Origin of the sequence: Stakelama flava (assembly GCF_019351405.1) — a bacterium.
Classification (GTDB): domain Bacteria; phylum Pseudomonadota; class Alphaproteobacteria; order Sphingomonadales; family Sphingomonadaceae; genus Sphingomonas; species Sphingomonas flava_A.
In genome coordinates this window covers 1-16,361 of record NZ_JAHWZX010000021.1, presented here as the reverse complement: position 1 = coordinate 16,361, position 16,361 = coordinate 1, and the positions used below count along the sequence as shown (strand labels likewise).

Annotated in this window: 22 protein-coding genes and 1 pseudogene; 7 read left to right on the top strand and 16 right to left on the bottom strand. The window is 64.2% G+C overall.

The features are described 5' to 3' along the window. Positions 1-82 precede the first annotated feature (82 nt). The 9 genes from KY084_RS15310 to KY084_RS15270 all read right to left on the bottom strand — a co-directional run bounded on the left by KY084_RS15310 (position 83) and on the right by KY084_RS15270 (position 6,515). Positions 83-1,093, bottom strand: a complete 1,011-nt coding sequence (locus KY084_RS15310) for a FecR family protein (protein ID WP_219239349.1) — start codon at positions 1,091-1,093, stop codon at positions 83-85. Further along, positions 1,093-1,674, bottom strand: a complete 582-nt coding sequence (locus tag KY084_RS15305) for an RNA polymerase sigma factor (RefSeq protein WP_219239348.1) — start codon at positions 1,672-1,674, stop codon at positions 1,093-1,095. Before KY084_RS15305 ends, KY084_RS15310 begins: the two co-directional genes overlap by 1 nt. A gap of 814 nt (positions 1,675-2,488) precedes the next feature. Beyond that, entirely contained in the window at positions 2,489-3,313 is an 825-nt protein-coding gene (locus KY084_RS15300) for an IS5 family transposase (RefSeq protein WP_219239347.1), read from the bottom strand. An 84-nt stretch (positions 3,314-3,397) separates the two neighbouring features. Then, positions 3,398-3,688 (bottom strand): hypothetical protein, encoded by a 291-nt coding sequence (locus KY084_RS15295; RefSeq protein ID WP_219239346.1) that lies wholly within the window; start codon positions 3,686-3,688, stop codon positions 3,398-3,400. A 545-nt stretch (positions 3,689-4,233) separates the two neighbouring features. After that, on the bottom strand, positions 4,234-4,701 hold the full coding sequence (locus tag KY084_RS15290; RefSeq protein ID WP_219239345.1) for a JAB domain-containing protein: 468 nt from the start codon (positions 4,699-4,701) through the stop codon (positions 4,234-4,236). Between the two features lie 53 nt (positions 4,702-4,754). Continuing rightward, entirely contained in the window at positions 4,755-5,243 is a 489-nt protein-coding gene (locus KY084_RS15285) for a hypothetical protein (protein WP_219239344.1), read from the bottom strand. Between the two features lie 51 nt (positions 5,244-5,294). Continuing rightward, a complete protein-coding gene (locus KY084_RS15280; protein ID WP_219239343.1) occupies positions 5,295-5,651 on the bottom strand; it encodes a hypothetical protein in 357 nt (118 codons plus the stop codon). A 58-nt stretch (positions 5,652-5,709) separates the two neighbouring features. Beyond that, a complete protein-coding gene (locus KY084_RS15275) occupies positions 5,710-6,249 on the bottom strand; it encodes a helix-turn-helix transcriptional regulator (protein ID WP_343228039.1) in 540 nt (179 codons plus the stop codon). Between the two features lie 80 nt (positions 6,250-6,329). Further along, on the bottom strand, positions 6,330-6,515 hold the full coding sequence (locus KY084_RS15270; protein ID WP_219239341.1) for a hypothetical protein: 186 nt from the start codon (positions 6,513-6,515) through the stop codon (positions 6,330-6,332). A gap of 133 nt (positions 6,516-6,648) precedes the next feature. Here KY084_RS15270 and KY084_RS16490 point away from each other — a divergent pair, with 133 nt between their 5' ends. From KY084_RS16490 to KY084_RS15255, 7 genes and pseudogenes are all read left to right on the top strand, one after another. Then, positions 6,649-7,089 (top strand): thermonuclease family protein, encoded by a 441-nt coding sequence (locus KY084_RS16490; protein WP_246587243.1) that lies wholly within the window; start codon positions 6,649-6,651, stop codon positions 7,087-7,089. Further along, entirely contained in the window at positions 7,086-7,286 is a 201-nt protein-coding gene (locus tag KY084_RS16835) for a DUF6961 family protein (protein ID WP_246587241.1), read from the top strand. Before KY084_RS16490 ends, KY084_RS16835 begins: the two co-directional genes overlap by 4 nt. A 274-nt stretch (positions 7,287-7,560) precedes the next feature. Further along, positions 7,561-7,734: pseudogene (locus KY084_RS16480) on the top strand (catalase-related domain-containing protein); the annotation flags it as partial. A gap of 76 nt (positions 7,735-7,810) precedes the next feature. After that, positions 7,811-8,086 (top strand): hypothetical protein, encoded by a 276-nt coding sequence (locus tag KY084_RS16475; RefSeq protein WP_246587239.1) that lies wholly within the window; start codon positions 7,811-7,813, stop codon positions 8,084-8,086. A gap of 43 nt (positions 8,087-8,129) precedes the next feature. After that, positions 8,130-8,624: a type 1 glutamine amidotransferase family protein gene (locus KY084_RS16470; RefSeq protein WP_246587238.1), complete on the top strand. Its 495-nt coding sequence runs from the start codon at positions 8,130-8,132 to the stop codon at positions 8,622-8,624. A gap of 116 nt (positions 8,625-8,740) precedes the next feature. Next, complete coding sequence (locus KY084_RS15260) at positions 8,741-9,457, top strand: Crp/Fnr family transcriptional regulator (RefSeq protein WP_219239370.1); 717 nt, start codon at positions 8,741-8,743, stop codon at positions 9,455-9,457. A gap of 13 nt (positions 9,458-9,470) precedes the next feature. Next, complete coding sequence (locus KY084_RS15255; RefSeq protein ID WP_219239340.1) at positions 9,471-9,656, top strand: hypothetical protein; 186 nt, start codon at positions 9,471-9,473, stop codon at positions 9,654-9,656. A 49-nt stretch (positions 9,657-9,705) separates the two neighbouring features. On the opposite strand, the gene KY084_RS15250 is transcribed toward KY084_RS15255, so the two are convergent. From KY084_RS15250 to KY084_RS15220, 7 genes are read right to left on the bottom strand one after another with little or no spacing between them, the layout of a single operon-like run. Then, complete coding sequence (locus KY084_RS15250) at positions 9,706-10,581, bottom strand: glycosyltransferase family 2 protein (RefSeq protein WP_219239339.1); 876 nt, start codon at positions 10,579-10,581, stop codon at positions 9,706-9,708. 2 nt (positions 10,582-10,583) lie between these two features. Beyond that, positions 10,584-11,165, bottom strand: coding sequence for a class I SAM-dependent DNA methyltransferase (locus tag KY084_RS15245; RefSeq protein WP_219239338.1), 582 nt, complete (start codon positions 11,163-11,165; stop codon positions 10,584-10,586). Next, positions 11,162-11,824 carry a PIG-L deacetylase family protein gene (locus tag KY084_RS15240; RefSeq protein WP_219239337.1) on the bottom strand — a complete coding sequence of 221 codons (663 nt, stop codon included), beginning with the start codon at positions 11,822-11,824 and terminating at the stop codon, positions 11,162-11,164. Before KY084_RS15240 ends, KY084_RS15245 begins: the two co-directional genes overlap by 4 nt. Next, positions 11,824-12,930, bottom strand: a complete 1,107-nt coding sequence (locus tag KY084_RS15235; RefSeq protein WP_219239336.1) for an acyl-CoA dehydrogenase family protein — start codon at positions 12,928-12,930, stop codon at positions 11,824-11,826. The genes KY084_RS15240 and KY084_RS15235 overlap by 1 nt, the downstream gene beginning before the upstream one ends. Further along, positions 12,927-13,994 (bottom strand): glycosyltransferase, encoded by a 1,068-nt coding sequence (locus KY084_RS15230; RefSeq protein WP_219239335.1) that lies wholly within the window; start codon positions 13,992-13,994, stop codon positions 12,927-12,929. The genes KY084_RS15235 and KY084_RS15230 overlap by 4 nt, the downstream gene beginning before the upstream one ends. After that, entirely contained in the window at positions 13,991-14,902 is a 912-nt protein-coding gene (locus tag KY084_RS15225; protein ID WP_219239369.1) for a glycosyltransferase family 2 protein, read from the bottom strand. Before KY084_RS15225 ends, KY084_RS15230 begins: the two co-directional genes overlap by 4 nt. Positions 14,903-14,907: 5 nt before the next feature. After that, positions 14,908-16,011 (bottom strand): glycosyltransferase, encoded by a 1,104-nt coding sequence (locus KY084_RS15220; protein ID WP_219239334.1) that lies wholly within the window; start codon positions 16,009-16,011, stop codon positions 14,908-14,910. Positions 16,012-16,361: the final 350 nt, after the last annotated feature.

Here is a 16,361-nt window from a genome sequence, read left to right as displayed (position 1 = left end):
TGCGGATCGCTTGAGGTGGCTGACGACAGCGACGCGACTTCCCCCCCGGAAGACGCGAAATTAATTTCGAGCGATAGGGATATCAGGGACGGACGAGTACCGGGTCGCCGTTCGCGGCGCGATCGATCCGCAACCCGAAACCGACAGCGAGCGCCCTGGCGAGTTTGTCGGAATGGCCCGCGCGGAACCCGCCGGTAAACCGCAGCGCGCCGAGCGAGGGGTCACCGAGTCGGACCTGTCTTTCGGTATAGCGATTGGCTTGGGCGAGCACGGCGTCGAGCGGCGCGTCCTCGAAGCTGAGCGTGCCCGATACCCAGCGTTCGCCCGCCGCAGGCGCGCGCGCAAGCGGCGCGGGCGCATCGACCGCAGCCATTTGCCCGGGCGCAAGCCGGATTGCGGGCGGCAGCGCCGCATCGGCCGCGTCACCGGGTCCCGGGCGGCGGACCTCAACTGAGCCTTCAATGAGCCGCACGCGCGGGCGCCCGCTGATCAGCGAAACGTCGAATAAGGTGCCGGTCGCGACAACCTCGCCGCCGCCTGCAGAGACGATGAACGGGCGGTCAGCATCATGCGCGACATCGAACCGCGCGCGCCCCGCCACCAGGCGCAGCCGTCGTGCGCCGGGGATAAAGGCAACGACGATCCGGCTATCGCTGTCGAGAGTAACGGTCGAACCGTCGGCGAGCGTCACGCGGCGGATGCTGCCGCGGGGCGATTCCAAAGTCTCGGCATGCGCGATCTGCACGCTTTGCGACTTGCCCGGGCGGGCATTACGCGCCGAAAGCAGCAGCGCCCCGAGCACCAATATGGCGAGGATCGACGCGGCAAGCGCCAGCGCGCGCGAGGGAAAGGCACGCAGCGGGGCTTCGGGCAGTCCGGCGCGCGTCTGGCCCGACGGCGTGTGACCGACGAGCCCGCTCTGATTCCAGCGTAACTCCATCCGGTCATAGGCGGCGGCATGGGCACCGTCGGCGCGGTACCATGCATCGAACGCGGTGCGATGGCGTTCGGCGTCGGGCCCACGCATACGCGCAAACCAGTCAGCCGCTTCGGCGCGCACGGCATCGTCGGGAGAGAAGTCCGGCGATGCCATCAGCGCGAGCCCAGTGCGCGGTCGAGTTCGACCATGGCGCGGGCGATCGCCTTTTCGACCTGCTTGATTGTCAGTCCGGTGCGCCGGGCGATCTCGGCATAGGTCAGTCCTTCGAGACGGTGGGCCATGAATATTTCCCGCGTAGTCTTCGGAAGTTCCAGCATGACGGCCTCGAGCCGGTCAAGCATGTCGCGCACCTCGAGCAAATGGAGCGGGTCGGCTGCGGCAGGAATTTCGCCGTCGGCAGGAACATGCAGGTCGGCCGAGCGCCGCCGTGCAATCTTGGCGCGGTCTCGCAGGAGATTCTGGGCGATCCGCGTCAGATAGCCGCCGGGATTGCGCAGGCTGCTCCGCGCACCCTGTCTCAATGCACGGGTGAAGGTTTCTTGGACAAGATCATCGGCCTCGTCGGGGCAAGGAATGCGTCGCCGGAAGAAACGCCACAAGCGCGGCGCCTCGGCAGCATAAAGCGCCGCCGCATCCGGCCGCTGCCGAGCCTCCTCGCCATCGGCCTCGCATGCCGAGGAGGCATCGCGCTCGGGCTCAGCCGGGCTCACCGACAAATCGGGCCCGGGCGGCAAAGCCGCCCCTCCAGACCATCGAAACCTGCAATTCCATCCATCGACCGGCCTCCGCTAGCGAGGCACGGCCTTCGAAAAAGCCGGGTGATGAGAACGTGCTTGGGAAAACACGCGCCGACGCCTTTAGCCGCGCACAGCCTGTACATGCGCGTCGGCCACCCGGCCGCCATAAACAACCGGTGATCTTGCCCAAGAGAGGTTCTCACGCCTCTACGCCGCCATTATCGCGGCGCGGCTTTAAACTATCGCGCGTTCGCCGAACTGCAAGCAGCGCAAGCGAAACAGGGTCCGAAACGGAGTAGAGCGGATCAGCCAGGGAAGAGACCCTGCGCGCAGCGCGGTCAGGGAACGCACTCTCGCGTGAGGCGGCCGGAGGGGGGTGGCATGCGCGCGGGAGCTGGGCGACAGCCGCCGCCCCGCGCTCCGTCGGAGCGAGCGCTCCACGGGGGGGGCACCTTTGGTGGCTCCGAAGGGGCCCGCTAGTGTGCGCCGCTGAACCCGTGCCCATCAAAGGCTCGAGCGAGCTGTCACAACCCCGCCTTGCTCCGCAGCACATCGAGGCGTTCAAGACAAATGCGTTCAACCGACTGGATAGGCCGGCTCACCAAGGCCGTCACCGCGACCAGCTACTCGGCAACTATCTCGTAGGCGATAGATTAGCGCGCTTCGACATAGGCACGTTTTCAAGCAACTCGAACCGCCTGCGCTTGGCCGGCGAACCGCGCGGCCCCGCTTATTTTAACCGTGTCTCATTCCTCGGCAAGCGAGCGCACGACGGCTATATAGAAAAAGCTAAGAGTCCGTTTGAGAATGCTCATGGGTGGACAATTCTTCGGAGCATGAGACTGCCGAAGGCGACATGGATCATGGCCTCCGAGACGTCGATCCGCTGCTCGTAATCGCGGACGAGCCGTTTCCATCGGGTCATCCAACCGAAGGTGCGCTCGACGACCCAGCGCCTCGGCAGCACCTTGAAGCCGTCCTCTTTGTCGGAGCGGCGGATGATCTCTAGAACGAAGTCCTGATAGGCTGCGGCGTCCATCAGTCGGGTGCGATCGTAGGCGCCGTCGGCGAACAAATGTTTGAGCCAGGGCCATCGCTTGCGAACGGCTGCGACGATCGTTTGAGCGCCAGCGCTGTCGGAGATGTCGGCAGTGGTCAGATTGACCATGAGCAATCGACCATCGGTATCGACAGCAATGTGCCGTTTACGACCTAGGACCTTCTTGCCTGCATCAAAGCCTCGCTTTTCTGCCGCTGGCGCCTTGATCGACTGGCTATCCACGACGGCCGCCGTCGGGCTCTGCTCACGCCCTTCGCGTTCACGGTCCAACATCAGGGTGACATCGTGAATCGTGCGGAACAATAGCCGGCGCACGAAGCGGCGGAACCACCAATATACCGTCTGCCAGGGCGGGAAGTCGTTCGGCAACATCCGCCATCCGCCGCCTGTCCGTGCAAGATAGCGAAGTGCATCGAGGACATCACGCAGGTCAGTCGCTGGCTTGCGTCCGCGCTTGGCCACCGGCGGCAGGAACGGCTGAATGAAGAGCCATTCTTCGTCCGTCAGATCGGTCGGGTAGCGCTTCGATCGCTTTTCAAATCCAGCCATTCGGCTTCGGCTCGCTAGGGTCCACATCCCAAGCTTGAATCACGCCCAAGCCGCATCATCAACCCATTCTCAAACGGTCTCTAAGACCGCGAGCCCCGCGGTCTTCCTGTCTCAAATCCGAAGGGGTTCTGGGAAGGCTGGCATACCGAAGATCGCTTTCGCGCTGAAGTTCACCGGCACCTCGTAATCGCAACGCACAGGGTATTCATTGTCGAAGCATTCTTGATAGCTGCCGTACTGTAAATCGAGGCGTGGCCTGCCATAGTAAGTGTGGCCCGAACAACGAACGATTATCTCATATTGGCAGTCGGTAGGCTTAGCCATTGCTGGCTTGGGGACAGAAAATACACTACCTGCGAGCAACAGCCCGCTGACAGCGAGCGCAAAATTGCGTTTAGTCATATACCATCTCCGTTATTGAACTTTATTTCTTCATCTTCCCGAACGATAGGCGGCCACCTCGCTTGCCGAAACGTCGGAGGCGAAACATTTCGGCGAAGCTCCGCCTGGCCGACTATAGGCACTCCGCTTGCCACACCGGCTGCCATTACGCGCGGTGTTATACGGGCATGGGCAAGCGCCCGAATAATTGGCGATCGACTGTTTGATGATCTTTTGCCTGATCTGCGCGTCGCTGTCGCGAGCGGCCGCCGGCGCGGTCATCAAAGCGACCACGGCGAATGCTGGCACCAGTAGTTTCATCACACCCTCCTCTTGAGCCCCCGAAATGCTCTTCGAGACACCGCTGGGAGTCCAGTGCTTCGGACAGTGATTGATCGAGAACGGACTATATCGCTAATTGCTGTGCGCGGTGAGGGCAGCGGTTCGAGGAGATACGTGCGATGAGGGATTACCGGGAAGGCATATTCGGATCGCGGCGCACTATCATTGGCGAGGCGGTGATGCTGGGCTTGGCGATGATCGCGGCCGTGGTCGTGCCGTGGTTTCTATAGCAGCCCAAGCGCTCTGAAACTCGAACACCCTCCCCTGCTGATGATCAAATGATCAATGAAGTCCATACCGATACGCTTTGCGATCCAGACGATCGTGGCTGTTGCATCAACGTCCGCTCTACTCGGCTGTGGATCCCCTGAAGGGTGATTGTGCACGAGGATTATCGCCGACGCATTGGCGAGCAGCGCCACACGAAAGACCTCGCGCGGGAAAAATGGCGCTTCGTCGATCGTGCCATCCGTCAGCTTCACATCACGAATAAGTCTCAATTTTTTGTCGAGCAGCAGCACGCGGCAGCGCTCCATCGGCAAATGCGCCATATCCGATCGTAGATAATCGATCAGTTCATCCGCATGGCCAATGGATTTGCCGTTCAACACCTGCTCGCGCAGCGCAGCCTGCATGAAGGCGCGTGCTCCCTCGATCGCGGCAACTGGACGCGCATCTGCGAGTAGTTCCACGTGTAATTCCCGCGGTGCGGCCAAGACGGCGCCGAACGACCTAAATTCTGAGGTTAGCCTGTCTGCCCAGGAACACGCAGCGCTCGCATCAATCGGTGCGAATAGTTCGACCAGTCGGGATCGGACCCGTTGCGCTTGCAGCGCCTCTGATGAAGCGCCGTACCCACCATCAACAATGCGATCTGTGGATAGCTCCAGACATTGATCATCACCTGGTATGCCAGCCGGATCGCGGATGCATCTACCAGCCGGGTGATGTGCATCAGCACCATCACCACCTGAAGGCTGACCAGCATCAGCGTCCATCGCCTGTTTGCCGCCAAGGCCACGACCAGACAGATCATCAGCATTAGGGTGTCGATCAAAAAGATCGCGGATGATACCGAGTAGTACCGATGGACGAAGGGGACATCGAGGTTGCGGGATGCGAACCACGCGCTCAACTGCACGACGCCTACAATTCTCTCCGGCATGCCGCCCTTCCACAGAGCATAACCGGTGGCGATCGATTGGATCGTCGCAAAAATCAGGGCGAGTGACACCGCTCGACCCAAGCAGGTTCTCGCCCGGAGGGTCAAGCGGTGTCATGGTTTTCAGGCGACCGCTTCGAGGCTACGGGGCCGTGATGCGCCGGTAAACGTTTCCCTGACGCACTCGTCGCTGGTTTCGCCATACATACGAGGTTGCAATCCGATCTGGCCTGGAAGGCTGGCCAGATGCTCGTGAGCCCGGATCATTGCATCACGCGCTTCGACGGCAAGCGCCGCGGCCTTCGACATATGCGCAATCGCTTCATAACCGGTGACGATATGAAGGTTCGCGCTCCGGCGCGCTTCCAGCGCGGTCAACAGACTGCGGGTTGCCGTAATTGCAGCCTCATCTTGAGCCTGTTCAGCCGGAAGGAAAGTTTCTCGGACTGCACGGGCGGCAGCGACACGTTTGTTGAGCATAGTTTTCCCCCACGCGCCGGAGCGTTTCGGCGCGCATTTGATTTCAATGATGTCAGGATCAGGACCCTGAGAGGGTCCGACTTAGCGATTCAAAGGCTGCAAGCAGCAGAAACCCAGCTATGACAAGGGCGATAGCGCCCACACAAATCCAAAGCAGCCTTTGCGGGATAGTCAGATCGCCATGCGATTTCTCCTTGCCGGCGAGCGCTTCGAGCTGGCTCTGCGACGGGGCAAGGAATCGCGCTGGTATAACGCTATCTCTGAGCCTGTCGCCAGCACCATTCGTGTCGTGCTCCGATGGCTTAAAGGTGCCGGTTATTGGACTATCGACCAGTGTTTCCGGACCACATGTGGTTTTTCTACAGTCCTGATTTTCGTATTTATCGAGCAGCCGGATGGCCTCCCGCGTCGATCCGGCGCCAAGACGCTGGCGCACGCGGGCAAGACGTTGCCCGACCCCCGACGGCGAGATTCCTAAAACAATCGCCTGTTCCTTGTCGCTCATACTGCGCGCGAGACGCAGCGAATCGCGTTGCTGGGGGGTCAGCGATTCAATGGCCTTAATCGTCTCAGGGCGAAGAGGCGGTTCCGCATCCATGGGAACAGTCTGCGAGATGGTTGGCGCTTCGTAAAGACCGGGCTCTGCTACACCGACGTGCAGCTGATCCGGGCTTCCAGTTATTCATCCTGCAGGAGATAATGTTCCGCGAAACGATGGATCGCTAAATCCAGATGCGCGCTTGCCGCTCGTAGTTCGAGTTCGTCCATTCTGGCGAGGCAGTCTTTCATCTGCTGCTGCAGATCGACGATTTCCGCTTTGATAGCGGGGTCGTGAAGCCGGTTTTTTGACGAGTGGTCAGCCATATTCGCCTAAATCAACACACCCCGCAAAGCCGTGGGGCGGGCGGTTACAGCTACGCTAATGAATGTTGCCCGTCTATTTCAGATGTTGATCCGATCGCTGGGGCGCATCTGAAATTTCGGCTATAGGGCGCGGATGCTTCTCTCCACCTTCGCAATGATCGCTGTTCAAATCGTCCCTGCCGGGCAGACGTTCAAATGCACACCGACCCGTGTCTGGGATGGCGACGGGCCTGTGTGGTGCAAAGAAGGACCCAGGCTCAGGCTCGCCGGGATCGCGGCGCGAGAGCATGATGGGACATGCAGAACCAATCAACCGTGCCCTGTCGCGAGCGCTGAAGCGGCGCGCGATACGCTTGTCCGACTGATCGGGACGCCGCGCGGCACGAGCCGGTACGGGCATATCCTTGTCCGGGGCCCTGCGATGACGTGTCTTTCGACCGGTCCGGCCGTCGGATCGCGCACCGGTGCCTGGTGTACGTCACCGATCAGCGGCGATGTTTCCTGCGCTATGGTGCGGTCGAAGACCGTGCTCCGCTGGGTTCGATACTGGCGCAACCATCGCTGCGGGAAATGAGTCGCCCGCTCGAAGATTGGGAACTGTGGGGGGCGGCCACGATGGTGGTCCGGCAGCATGGTGACCGAGCACCGGCGTTCGTTGCCGAAAGGATCGGAGTTCTTGCGCTTGCGGGAGATTCTCGGGGCATGGACACTTGGAAGAGGATCGCTTCACGGGTCGCGCAACTGATGGACAACAACCTACGCAAGCATTGAAAGAGGTGCCCCTGTCGGCGCTTGACCCGGGATAGGCCGAGCACGATGGACGCATCCCGCCCTCCTGCCCCGAATCCGGACGGCCGGCGCGGCGGATTGCGCGCGCCTGTTCGTGCGCCAGCCGCCGCCATGCCCTCCGACCGGATCGGATCGAGCGTGCCACGCGAAATCTAAGGACACTGCGACCTCTGGCGCGTTCGCGATATCCCGCTAGCGTGCGCTCATCGGATCCAACGCGTTCCGCCTGAAGCCAAAGCCGAGCATATGCCCGAGCGTGCAAGGCGGCCCGAGCGAAAATCTTAAGCGCGGCTTCCGCAGCTTCCAGGAAGCGCCCGACCGCGACAAGCGGCGCATCCGGCCCGAAAGCTTTGCCGACCATTACAGTCAGGCCCGCCAATTTTATGTGAGCCAGACCCCGATCAAGCAGAAGCATATCGGCGCCGCGCTGGGGTTCGAACTCTCCAAGGTGGAACGGCCCGACATCCGGTCGCGCATGATATCGCACGCGCAACATCGACCGCGGCTTGACGGCGACCGTGGCCGAGGGGCTGGGCCTAGGTATGCCCGAACCAGCGCAGACCGCGCGGCCGACGATCGGGGACCTTGCTCCGTCCGACGCGCTCAGCATCATCAAGAACGGGCCGCAAAGCTTTGCCGTACGCAAGCTGGGCCTGCTCGTCACCGATGGCGCCGACGCGGGACTGGTGAACGCGCTCGTCGCGGCATGGAAAGCGCCGACGCGATGTGCGAGATCATCGCACCCAAGCACCCAAGATCGGCGGTGCCACGCTTTCGGATGAAACGCTGCTGCCTGCGCAGCAAAAGATCGATGGCGGACCTTCGATGCTCTACGATGCGGTCGCGGTGATCGCTTCGGAAGACAGAGCCAAACTCATCGCCACCAATGCCGCGGCAAAGGACTTCGTTAGCGGCACCTTCGCCCATTGCCATTTCATCGGCCTGTCCGAAGAGACCAGGCCGCTGATGGAGAAGGCCGGCCTGGCCGATGATCTCAATGACGGCTGCCTCGCGCTCGAGACGAAGGCGGACGCCAAGCGCTTCGTCGAAACGCTCGCACCGCCGCATTTCTGGGATCGCGAGCCGATGGTCGATCTCGATGCACACCCCGAATATGCAAGCAAAGGCGACGAGGATGGGCGAGACACCGGACAAGCGCGAACCGGGACCGCACGGCGATGCGGGCCCCTGGAGAAGGATGTGAAGCCGACGACTGTCGGGCTGCCGTCCGAGCCGCTAGAGAAACTGCCCATAGTCGGAACGGTCCGGCCCAAGGATTATCCCGAAGAGACGCGGGCCAAGGGCGATCCGGACGGGTGATCACCCCTTTACCAAGCCCGCCCCTGCGTCGCCAGCGCTTCCGGCTAATCTCTCGGGATCAGCCACAGGCTTCATGTGTTTAAGGGGGCGCCCCGCTTGAGAGAGATTGATTGTCCATGTTCACCGGCCGCTTTCTTGCCAATCGCCGCGGGGTCGCGTTGTTGGCCGAGGAACGCGCGCTTCTGGAATCAGCGATTAGCGAAGTCCGAACGCTCGAGCCGCGCCTCACACTCGTGCGTGCTGGCGAAGTCGTGGGAATCAGCACCCTACTCGTCGAAGGGATGATGTCGCGCTACATCGACGACCAGAGGGGCCTGCGGCAGCTCGTGGCGGTTCATGTCGCCGGCGAGTTCGTCGATCTTCACGCCTATCCGATGCATCGTTTGGACCACAGCATCGGCACGCTGACGGCGGCGACCGTCGCGATCATGCCCCATGACGCCCTGCAAGAGGTCCTTACCGGGCGCGAGGAATTCGCGCGCAAGCTCTGGTTCGCCACGTTGCTCGATGCCGCGCTGCACCGGGCGTGGCTGTTCCGCTTGGGGCGGCTCGACGCAGTCGGTCGCGTCGCGCATTTCCTGAGCGAGACCAACGCGCGACTGCAAGCAGTGGGCCTGAGTGACGGGCGCCGATTTGCGCTCGGGCTCACGCAGACTGACATCGCCGAGGTCTGCGGGTTGACCACGGTCCACACCAACCGCGCGATCCGCCAGCTGCGCGAAGCCGGCCTCTGCATCCTCAAATCCGCGTCGGTCGAGATCCCCGATAGCGAAGGTCTCGCCAAGCGGGGGGATTTCGACCCCGACTATCTCTATCTCGATACCCCCCGTTGAAAGGATGCCTGTCATGTCCGAAAAGCCCACCACCGAGCCGTTCGACAGTCCGGGCGTCGCCAGCGTCGAAGAGGGCCATGTCATCCTTGATGGACCCGACGGTATCGCCATCACGCTGACTATCGGGGCGGCGAGGCAGACCGGAGAACGCCTGATTGCGGCGGCAGACGCCGCGGCGCGCCAAGTTGCCGACCGCTGATCTGGTGTCCCCGCGCCGCACGCGCCAAGCTGCTTGGCCGGGCTGCCCGTTAGGTCGCTGCTAAGGGATCCTTGATGCGCATCGGGCTCGCAGGCCAAGTCGAAAGGGTGGCGGTGCGTTCCGCCGCCGTCGGCTGCCGCCGCACCACCGGCGCTCCCTCGTGCCATTCGACCACCCCCATTTCTGTGAACTGGTCGAGCCATCCGCGCATCGGCCAATCATGCCAACGCGCATGAAAGCGGCGCGCGTTGGCGACGATATCGTCGAGATGTTGGATCGGGGGATCATGGCTGGCATGATATTGATGGCAGGCGATCGCGCCGCCGACAAACAGCAGCGGCAGCCCCATGTCCCGGGCGCGATAGCCGAAATCGGTATCCTCGCCGCCATAGCCGGTAAACGCTTCGTCGAACCCACCCAGCGCCTCGAACCGCGCACGGCGGATCGCGAAGGCCAGCGACCAGAACAGCCCCGCCTGCGGCTCCTCGCGCACGCCGGTTACCGGAAAGCAGCGCACAGGATGTGCCGCCCCCGCGGCCAGCAGCGCGGACTCTTCCCAGCTTCCCCGCCCGTCGTCCGGCCCGAGATAGCGGACATCGGCGCAGAGCAGCGCATCGTGCCGGTCGAGCGTCTCTGAAAGCCGCCCAAGGCATTCGCGCATGGCGATGCAATCGACGTCTAGGAACAGCAGTTGATCCCCGCATGCCATGGCCGCCGCGCGATTGCGGGCGGCGGCGAGTGGCAGCCCATCCGTCTCCAACCGCTCAATTCGGATCGGAAACCCGGCCGCGGGCGCGCCGATCGGCGTGTCGCTCATATCGACCACGACCAATTCGTCGGCCTTGCGTGCACTGCGGCGCAGGCCCTCCACAAGCTGGGCGAGATGCGCCTCTCGATTTCGTACGATGGTAAGTACCGACAGCATGCTCAGCGCCGCCGCCACAGGTCGAGCCGGTAGCGCACGTGGCGCTCGCTCTTCTCTTCCGCGACTACATCGCGCAACGCATTCTTCAGGTGGAGAACCGCCGCGTCGCCGCTCTGGGGATAGTCGGTCTCACCGATGTAATGGACAAGGAGGATATGCCCGCCCGGCTCGACATGCGCGGAAAGCCATTGCGCCGCTCGGCCCAGGTCGGCGACGCTCCAATAATAGGCGACTTCGGACAGCAGCGCGAGTTCGAAGCCGTTAGCGCCCGGCGCTTCGCGCGGAAACGCCATCCGCTGGAACGTGAGGCCCCGCGGGCTCCCCAGACGCTCGCGCGCCTGGTCGAGCGCCTCGGCGCTAATGTCCAGCGCGATCAGCGTTTCGCACAGCGAAAACAGGCGCTGGGTAAGAACGCCGTGCGCACAGCCGACTTCGATGGCGCTGCGATATTGGCGATCGCCCAGCGCGGCGATCGTGCGATCGAACTTGGCGCGTTCATAGTCGCTCGACGCGAGATCCCAGGGATCGTCGTCGGACGCGAAAATCCTGTCGAAATAGTCCGCGTCGAGGCTCTTTTCGCTCATCGCCGCATCTCGTACAGGCCGAGCAGATCGTGCGGCGGCATCGCCAGCCGATCGCGCGGCAGCCGAAATCCGTCGCCCAGCCGTGGCGTAAGCTGGCTGCGATGCGCGCAAAGCGCTTGCCGTCGGCGCCCCGACGCCATCGGCGGCGTGCGTAAATAGCGCCGGCGGGGGTGGGGCGGGCTCCAGACATGATAGCTGAACAAGGCGATGTGCCGCCGGGCGCGGCGAACGGCTTGCGCGGCCAGTGCGAACGCCGCGACATGGTCGCAATGACTGTCGCTTGCATCGCTTACGGCGATCGCCTCGACGCGGCGGCGGCGCAATTGTTGCGCGAGATGCCGCGCCTCCGATTCAAACGCCGCACTGCCAGGCGCATGCGGATGGGCATCGCGCCAGTTCAACCAGTCGACTTGGGCGTGCGCCGCCCCCAGCCGCCGCAGCGCGGCGCGGGCCTCGCCGCGCCGGATGACCGCAAGTCTCGGGGTTCCGACTGGATGCGATCCCGTCCCGTCGGTCAGAAAGGCGATCCCGGCTAGCAGGCCTTTGCTTGCGGAATGCGCGATCAATGCTCCCGCGCCAAGCGTCTCGTCATCGGGATGTGGCACCACAACGAACCAGCGCGCGTGGCGCCAGCGACTGGCCTGAAGCGCGGCCGCCATCACCACAGCCGGTCGCCGGTGGCCCAGGGATCGCGCTCGAGCAGGATCTTGGCCGCTTCATCGCGGGCGTGATCGGGACCCGCCTGCCGCAGATATAGCGAAAGGTCGCGGATGATCTTGTCCGCGCGCTCGCCGTCGAACGCGCTGCGCGTGCCGAGCAGCCGCGCGGCCGCGTCCATCGCGGTGAGCCCGGCCTGTTCGACGACGCCGCGTGTCAGTCGGGCGATCGCCACCGCGTCGCCCTCTTCCCTGGCGAATCGCCGCGCCGCCTCGGCCACCCAAAAGCCGGCGCTGCGCATCGCGACGACCGCTTCGACGAAGCGCGCACGCTGCACCGGGTCGGCGCGGGCGGCGTCGCGCATGGCCTTGCGCGTTTCGGCGAGCAGCGCCTCGATCCCGCCAAGCTGTACCGCGCAGAAGCGCCAGGCGCCGCCGGTAAAGCGCGGCTCACGGTCGTAATCGCCGGGTTCGCCGACCAGCATGGAGGGCTCCAGCTCCAGACCCTCGACATCGTACCGGCCGCTGACGCTCGCCCGCATGCCCCGCACGCGCCAGCCGGTGAGGTCGGCGCGCGCTTCGTCGTTGGCAGGAACGAGAACGAGGCAACGGCCCCCTTCAGGCACGGCAGCAGTCACCAGCGCAAAATCAAGGCCGCCCGCGCCGCTGGCAAAGACCTTGGCACCGCGCAGCACCGGCAGCTCGCCCGGCTCGATGCGCACGCCCGGCGGCGCCTCGGTCGCCCACACGCCGAACCACGCGCCGCGATCGAGCGCATCGTCCAGCCAGACGAGTTGTTGAGGCGATGCATACCAGTCGAAAAGGGCGAGCGCGTTAACATGACCCTCATAGAGCCGCCCCACGCTCAGGTCTCCGCGGCCAACCTCGCGCAGCGTCCGGGCCATCGCGGCGCTAAACGCTTCGTCATTGCTGAACGCCTCTCCGCCAGCGGCGACCGGAGCAAATCGTCGATGCAAACCGGCTTCGCGCAGGACGCGCAGACCCGCGACCGGAAAACGTGGCGCCGCGTCGTAGCGCGCACCCAGTTCGGCGAGTTGGCCTTCGACCGAGCCGGGCGATTGCGCCTGGGATTCGAGATTGATGTTCATGATCTGGCTCGCTGCGCGCTTGCGGCCTGTGGCAGCAGCGTCGTCAGCCAAGCAGCGACGCGGGCAGCGCCTTCAGCCGTGTCGAGCGCGGGCGGCCAGCCGCCCCGCCGCTGTTCAAACGCGCGCGCAATAAGCAGGGGCCAGTCGGAAGCCGGGGGCCAGGTCCAGATGACCACCGCCGCCTCGAGCGCCGCGAGCCGCCGCGCCTTCGATCGCTGCTCGTCAAAGGGCCGCGCCTCCGGCAGGCACAGGAAGGGCTTGCGGCGGGCGAGGACAGCGCTCACGAGCCCGTCGCCTGCCGCACCGATCACGAGGCCGGCGCGCGCGATCGCGCCGTCGGCATCGTCGATCCACCCGTGCATGCGCAGGTTGCCCGGCATATCGGAAGGCACGTTGCAAGCCCCAAGAACTTCCCAGCGGTGGTCGGGAACCGCGCGCGCCGCTTCCGCCCAGCGCGCGCCGTCGCCATCGCCCCCGCCGCTGCCCAGCACAACCAGAATACACCGTTCGTCCACCTCTGCGACAGGTGCGGCGCGTATGATCCCCGGGGCGTAGAAGGTTCGGGCCACCACCTCGGGCGGCGTCGCTGGATCCTCCAGCGCGGCATGGAATGGCGCCAGCAGAGCGCAGGCGCTGGCGAATGCGTCGACATGCGGGCGATCGTCGCGCACGCCGCTCAGACGCACATAGACCGTCGGCACGGAAGCGAGCCTCGCCAGCATCGCCACCTCAACCGATACGTCGACCACCATCAGCCCGGGCCGCGCCTCGGCGATCCAATGCGTAATCTCGGCGGTACGCCGACGAACTCCGTCATGATCGAACGGCGCATAATGAAGCGCAGGCGGACGCTCGCCGCAGCTATCGCCGCACCGGTCCGCGCCGGAGAAAACGTCCGCGACGCGATCGTCGGGCAAATCGATTGCCGAAACGGCGCCGGTGCGACCGGCAAGCCCCGTGCCAAGCAGGGTGATGCCCGCGCCCACCGACTCGGCGATCGCGAGCGCGCGCTGGCGGTGGCCGTCGCCATGGTGATGGACATAATAGCCGATCGGTCCGGTCATGCGGCGCGCTTCCACTGCAGCGGCATATCGTGCGGCAGGGGCGCGAGTGCGGCCTCGGCAGCGGGTACCGCATCATCGCCATGCGCTATGCGCCAGCCGCGTCGCCAGTGCGCCCGATCGCGCCAGTGACGAAGGTCGGGAACGGTCAACGTTTCTCCCGAGACGGCAAGGCTCTCCCAATGGCGTATGTCTTCTGCCATGCCGCCCGCCGCCCGGCCGAGCGTGCGCGCAGAGGTTCGGGTCCAGACCGATGGCGGGTGGACGAGGCGGCCGCCCGCGCCGATCGCGGCGGCAACGAGCGCGCGGTCCTCGCCGGTCGCTAGTTGCGGGACGCCGCCCGCACGCCGGTAAAGCGCGACATCGAGCGCCAGGCTGGCGCCGGTGTGATCGCCATGGCGGGGCGGCGGGTCCCATGGCAGCGGATCGATTGCGTCCTCGATCGTACGAACCGCCTGCCAATAGGCAGCAAGCGCGGCGCGGATCGCGCCTATCTCCGTCGCGACGGGCTCGCGCTCGTCGAACTGGATCGCCCCCCCGATGACGTAACCAGCAGGCGCGGCGGCAAGATTGGCGGCGATCCAGCCGGGCGGCGGCCGGCAGTCGGCATCCGTCGAGATGAGCAGCTTATCATCGGCACCGGGCCATTCCATGCCGAGCTCCATAGCGGCGCGGCGCGCCGAGCCCGCATGCGCCTTAGCGGGCGGGAACATCGTTTCCCGCACGTGCAGCAGGACGCGGCCGTCGGCACGTTCAGCTGCCGACCGAGCCATCTCCACGGTGCCATCGTCACTATTGTTGATGAGCAGCGCCAGCCGGACAGGTCCCACGCCGTGTTGCATGCCCAGCGCCTCAATCAGCGTCGCGATCCGCCCCGCTTCGTTACGCGCCGGTACGCAAACGCAGAACATCCGCGTCACGCGACGCTCGCCACGGCGGCCGGATCTTGAACGAACGGATCAGGCAAAGTCCATTCCCTCGCGAGCCGCCGGTAGAGAGTCTCATAGGCATCAACCATCCGCTGAGCATCACAGTGCCGTTCAGCCCGTGCCCGGCAAGCAGCGCGATCGAGCGTCGCGGCGACGCATATGGCAGCGGCAAGTTCGGCGACATCGTCGGGCGCGGCAAGCGCGCCGCAGTGTTCATCGAGTAGCGCCGGCACGCCCCCTCGCCGGAAGGCCGCGACTGGCGTACCGCAAGCGAGCGCCTCCGCAACCACCAGGCCATAGGGCTCCTCCCAACGCGGCGTGCACAGTGCGGCGGCCGCGCCGCCCACCAGCCGTGCCAGCGCGACATGATCGAGATGGCCGACATAAATAGCATCGGAGCCGAGGCGCGGCGCGATCGCCTTCTCAAAATAGCCGGGGTTTGAGATGGGGCCGGCGATCCGCAGCGGCAGTCCCGCGCGTCGGGCGGCATCGATGGCGAGGTCGAGGCCCTTTTCAGGAACGATACGCCCATACCAGACGAGATAGGAGTCACGCTCGAGAATCGGACAGTAGGGAAAGTGGGTAAGGTCGATTCCGTTGGGAATTACCTCGTCGATTCGGGCGACATGTGACCACATCCCCGCCGTCGCCTCCGACACCGCGACATAATGCATGCGGGCGCGGTTGAGTCGAATGCCGCTTTCCAGCCAGCAAAAGGGCGGCGTGTGCAACGTGGTGATCATCCGTGTCGCCAGCGTGTCCGCCATGCTTACCGGCAGATAATGGAGCGAGTTGTTGTGAATGACGTCGAACGTGCGACCGCGCAGCTCGGTCATCAGTCGCAGATAGGCGTGATGCTCGCGGAAAAAGGCGACGTCATTTGCCTCGGCGACACCGGTTTCGAGCAACGAGGTCTGCTCGCAGATCGCTTCCACCCCGAGCGCCTGATCGGAGGCGTCCGAAGCAAATAGCGTCACGACGTGCCCACGGTCACGCAGCGCGCGCGTCAACATATGCGTATGCATTTCGAGACCGCCGGCGAACGGCTCGGATATGGCATATTTCAGATGGGCGATGATGGCGATCCGCATGACGCACTCCCGAACCCGCGACCAAGCCGGGCTATGTCAGAACATCGATTTGAACTGGCGATCGATCGAATAGCTCCCCCGCTATAACTTTAATCATAGCGTTAATTCCCGACACTTCGGAACTGTGGTGGCGGACCTCGTTCTTCTGATGTCCCCCGATCAAGGAGTAGCCTATGAGCATCGAAGGAAAGGCCAAGGAAACCGCCGGCTACGTGAAGGAAGAGCGGTGCATGGCGACGTTCAGGCGCTGATCCAGGCTGGGGTGATTGATCGCACCGACGATGGCATCGTCTTCCCCTATGATGCCGTCCATGTCGATTTCATGCTCAAAGCGGCATGATCGGGGCTGG

Coding starts and splice junctions, on each gene's coding strand:
- KY084_RS15310 (WP_219239349.1), bottom strand. CDS start 1,093: ATGGCATCGCCGGACTTCTCTCCCGACGATGCCGTGCGCGCCGAAGCG.
- KY084_RS15300 (WP_219239347.1), bottom strand. CDS start 3,313: ATGTGGACCCTAGCGAGCCGAAGCCGAATGGCTGGATTTGAAAAGCGA.
- KY084_RS15295 (WP_219239346.1), bottom strand. CDS start 3,688: ATGACTAAACGCAATTTTGCGCTCGCTGTCAGCGGGCTGTTGCTCGCA.
- KY084_RS15280 (WP_219239343.1), bottom strand. CDS start 5,651: ATGCTCAACAAACGTGTCGCTGCCGCCCGTGCAGTCCGAGAAACTTTC.
- KY084_RS15275 (WP_343228039.1), bottom strand. CDS start 6,249: ATGGATGCGGAACCGCCTCTTCGCCCTGAGACGATTAAGGCCATTGAA.
- KY084_RS15270 (WP_219239341.1), bottom strand. CDS start 6,515: ATGGCTGACCACTCGTCAAAAAACCGGCTTCACGACCCCGCTATCAAA.
- KY084_RS16490 (WP_246587243.1), top strand. CDS start 6,649: ATGCTTCTCTCCACCTTCGCAATGATCGCTGTTCAAATCGTCCCTGCC.
- KY084_RS16835 (WP_246587241.1), top strand. CDS start 7,086: ATGAGTCGCCCGCTCGAAGATTGGGAACTGTGGGGGGCGGCCACGATG.
- KY084_RS16470 (WP_246587238.1), top strand. CDS start 8,130: ATGCTCTACGATGCGGTCGCGGTGATCGCTTCGGAAGACAGAGCCAAA.
- KY084_RS15260 (WP_219239370.1), top strand. CDS start 8,741: ATGTTCACCGGCCGCTTTCTTGCCAATCGCCGCGGGGTCGCGTTGTTG.
- KY084_RS15255 (WP_219239340.1), top strand. CDS start 9,471: ATGTCCGAAAAGCCCACCACCGAGCCGTTCGACAGTCCGGGCGTCGCC.
- KY084_RS15250 (WP_219239339.1), bottom strand. CDS start 10,581: ATGCTGTCGGTACTTACCATCGTACGAAATCGAGAGGCGCATCTCGCC.
- KY084_RS15245 (WP_219239338.1), bottom strand. CDS start 11,165: ATGAGCGAAAAGAGCCTCGACGCGGACTATTTCGACAGGATTTTCGCG.
- KY084_RS15240 (WP_219239337.1), bottom strand. CDS start 11,824: ATGGCGGCCGCGCTTCAGGCCAGTCGCTGGCGCCACGCGCGCTGGTTC.
- KY084_RS15235 (WP_219239336.1), bottom strand. CDS start 12,930: ATGAACATCAATCTCGAATCCCAGGCGCAATCGCCCGGCTCGGTCGAA.
- KY084_RS15230 (WP_219239335.1), bottom strand. CDS start 13,994: ATGACCGGACCGATCGGCTATTATGTCCATCACCATGGCGACGGCCAC.
- KY084_RS15225 (WP_219239369.1), bottom strand. CDS start 14,902: ATGTTCTGCGTTTGCGTACCGGCGCGTAACGAAGCGGGGCGGATCGCG.
- KY084_RS15220 (WP_219239334.1), bottom strand. CDS start 16,011: ATGCGGATCGCCATCATCGCCCATCTGAAATATGCCATATCCGAGCCG.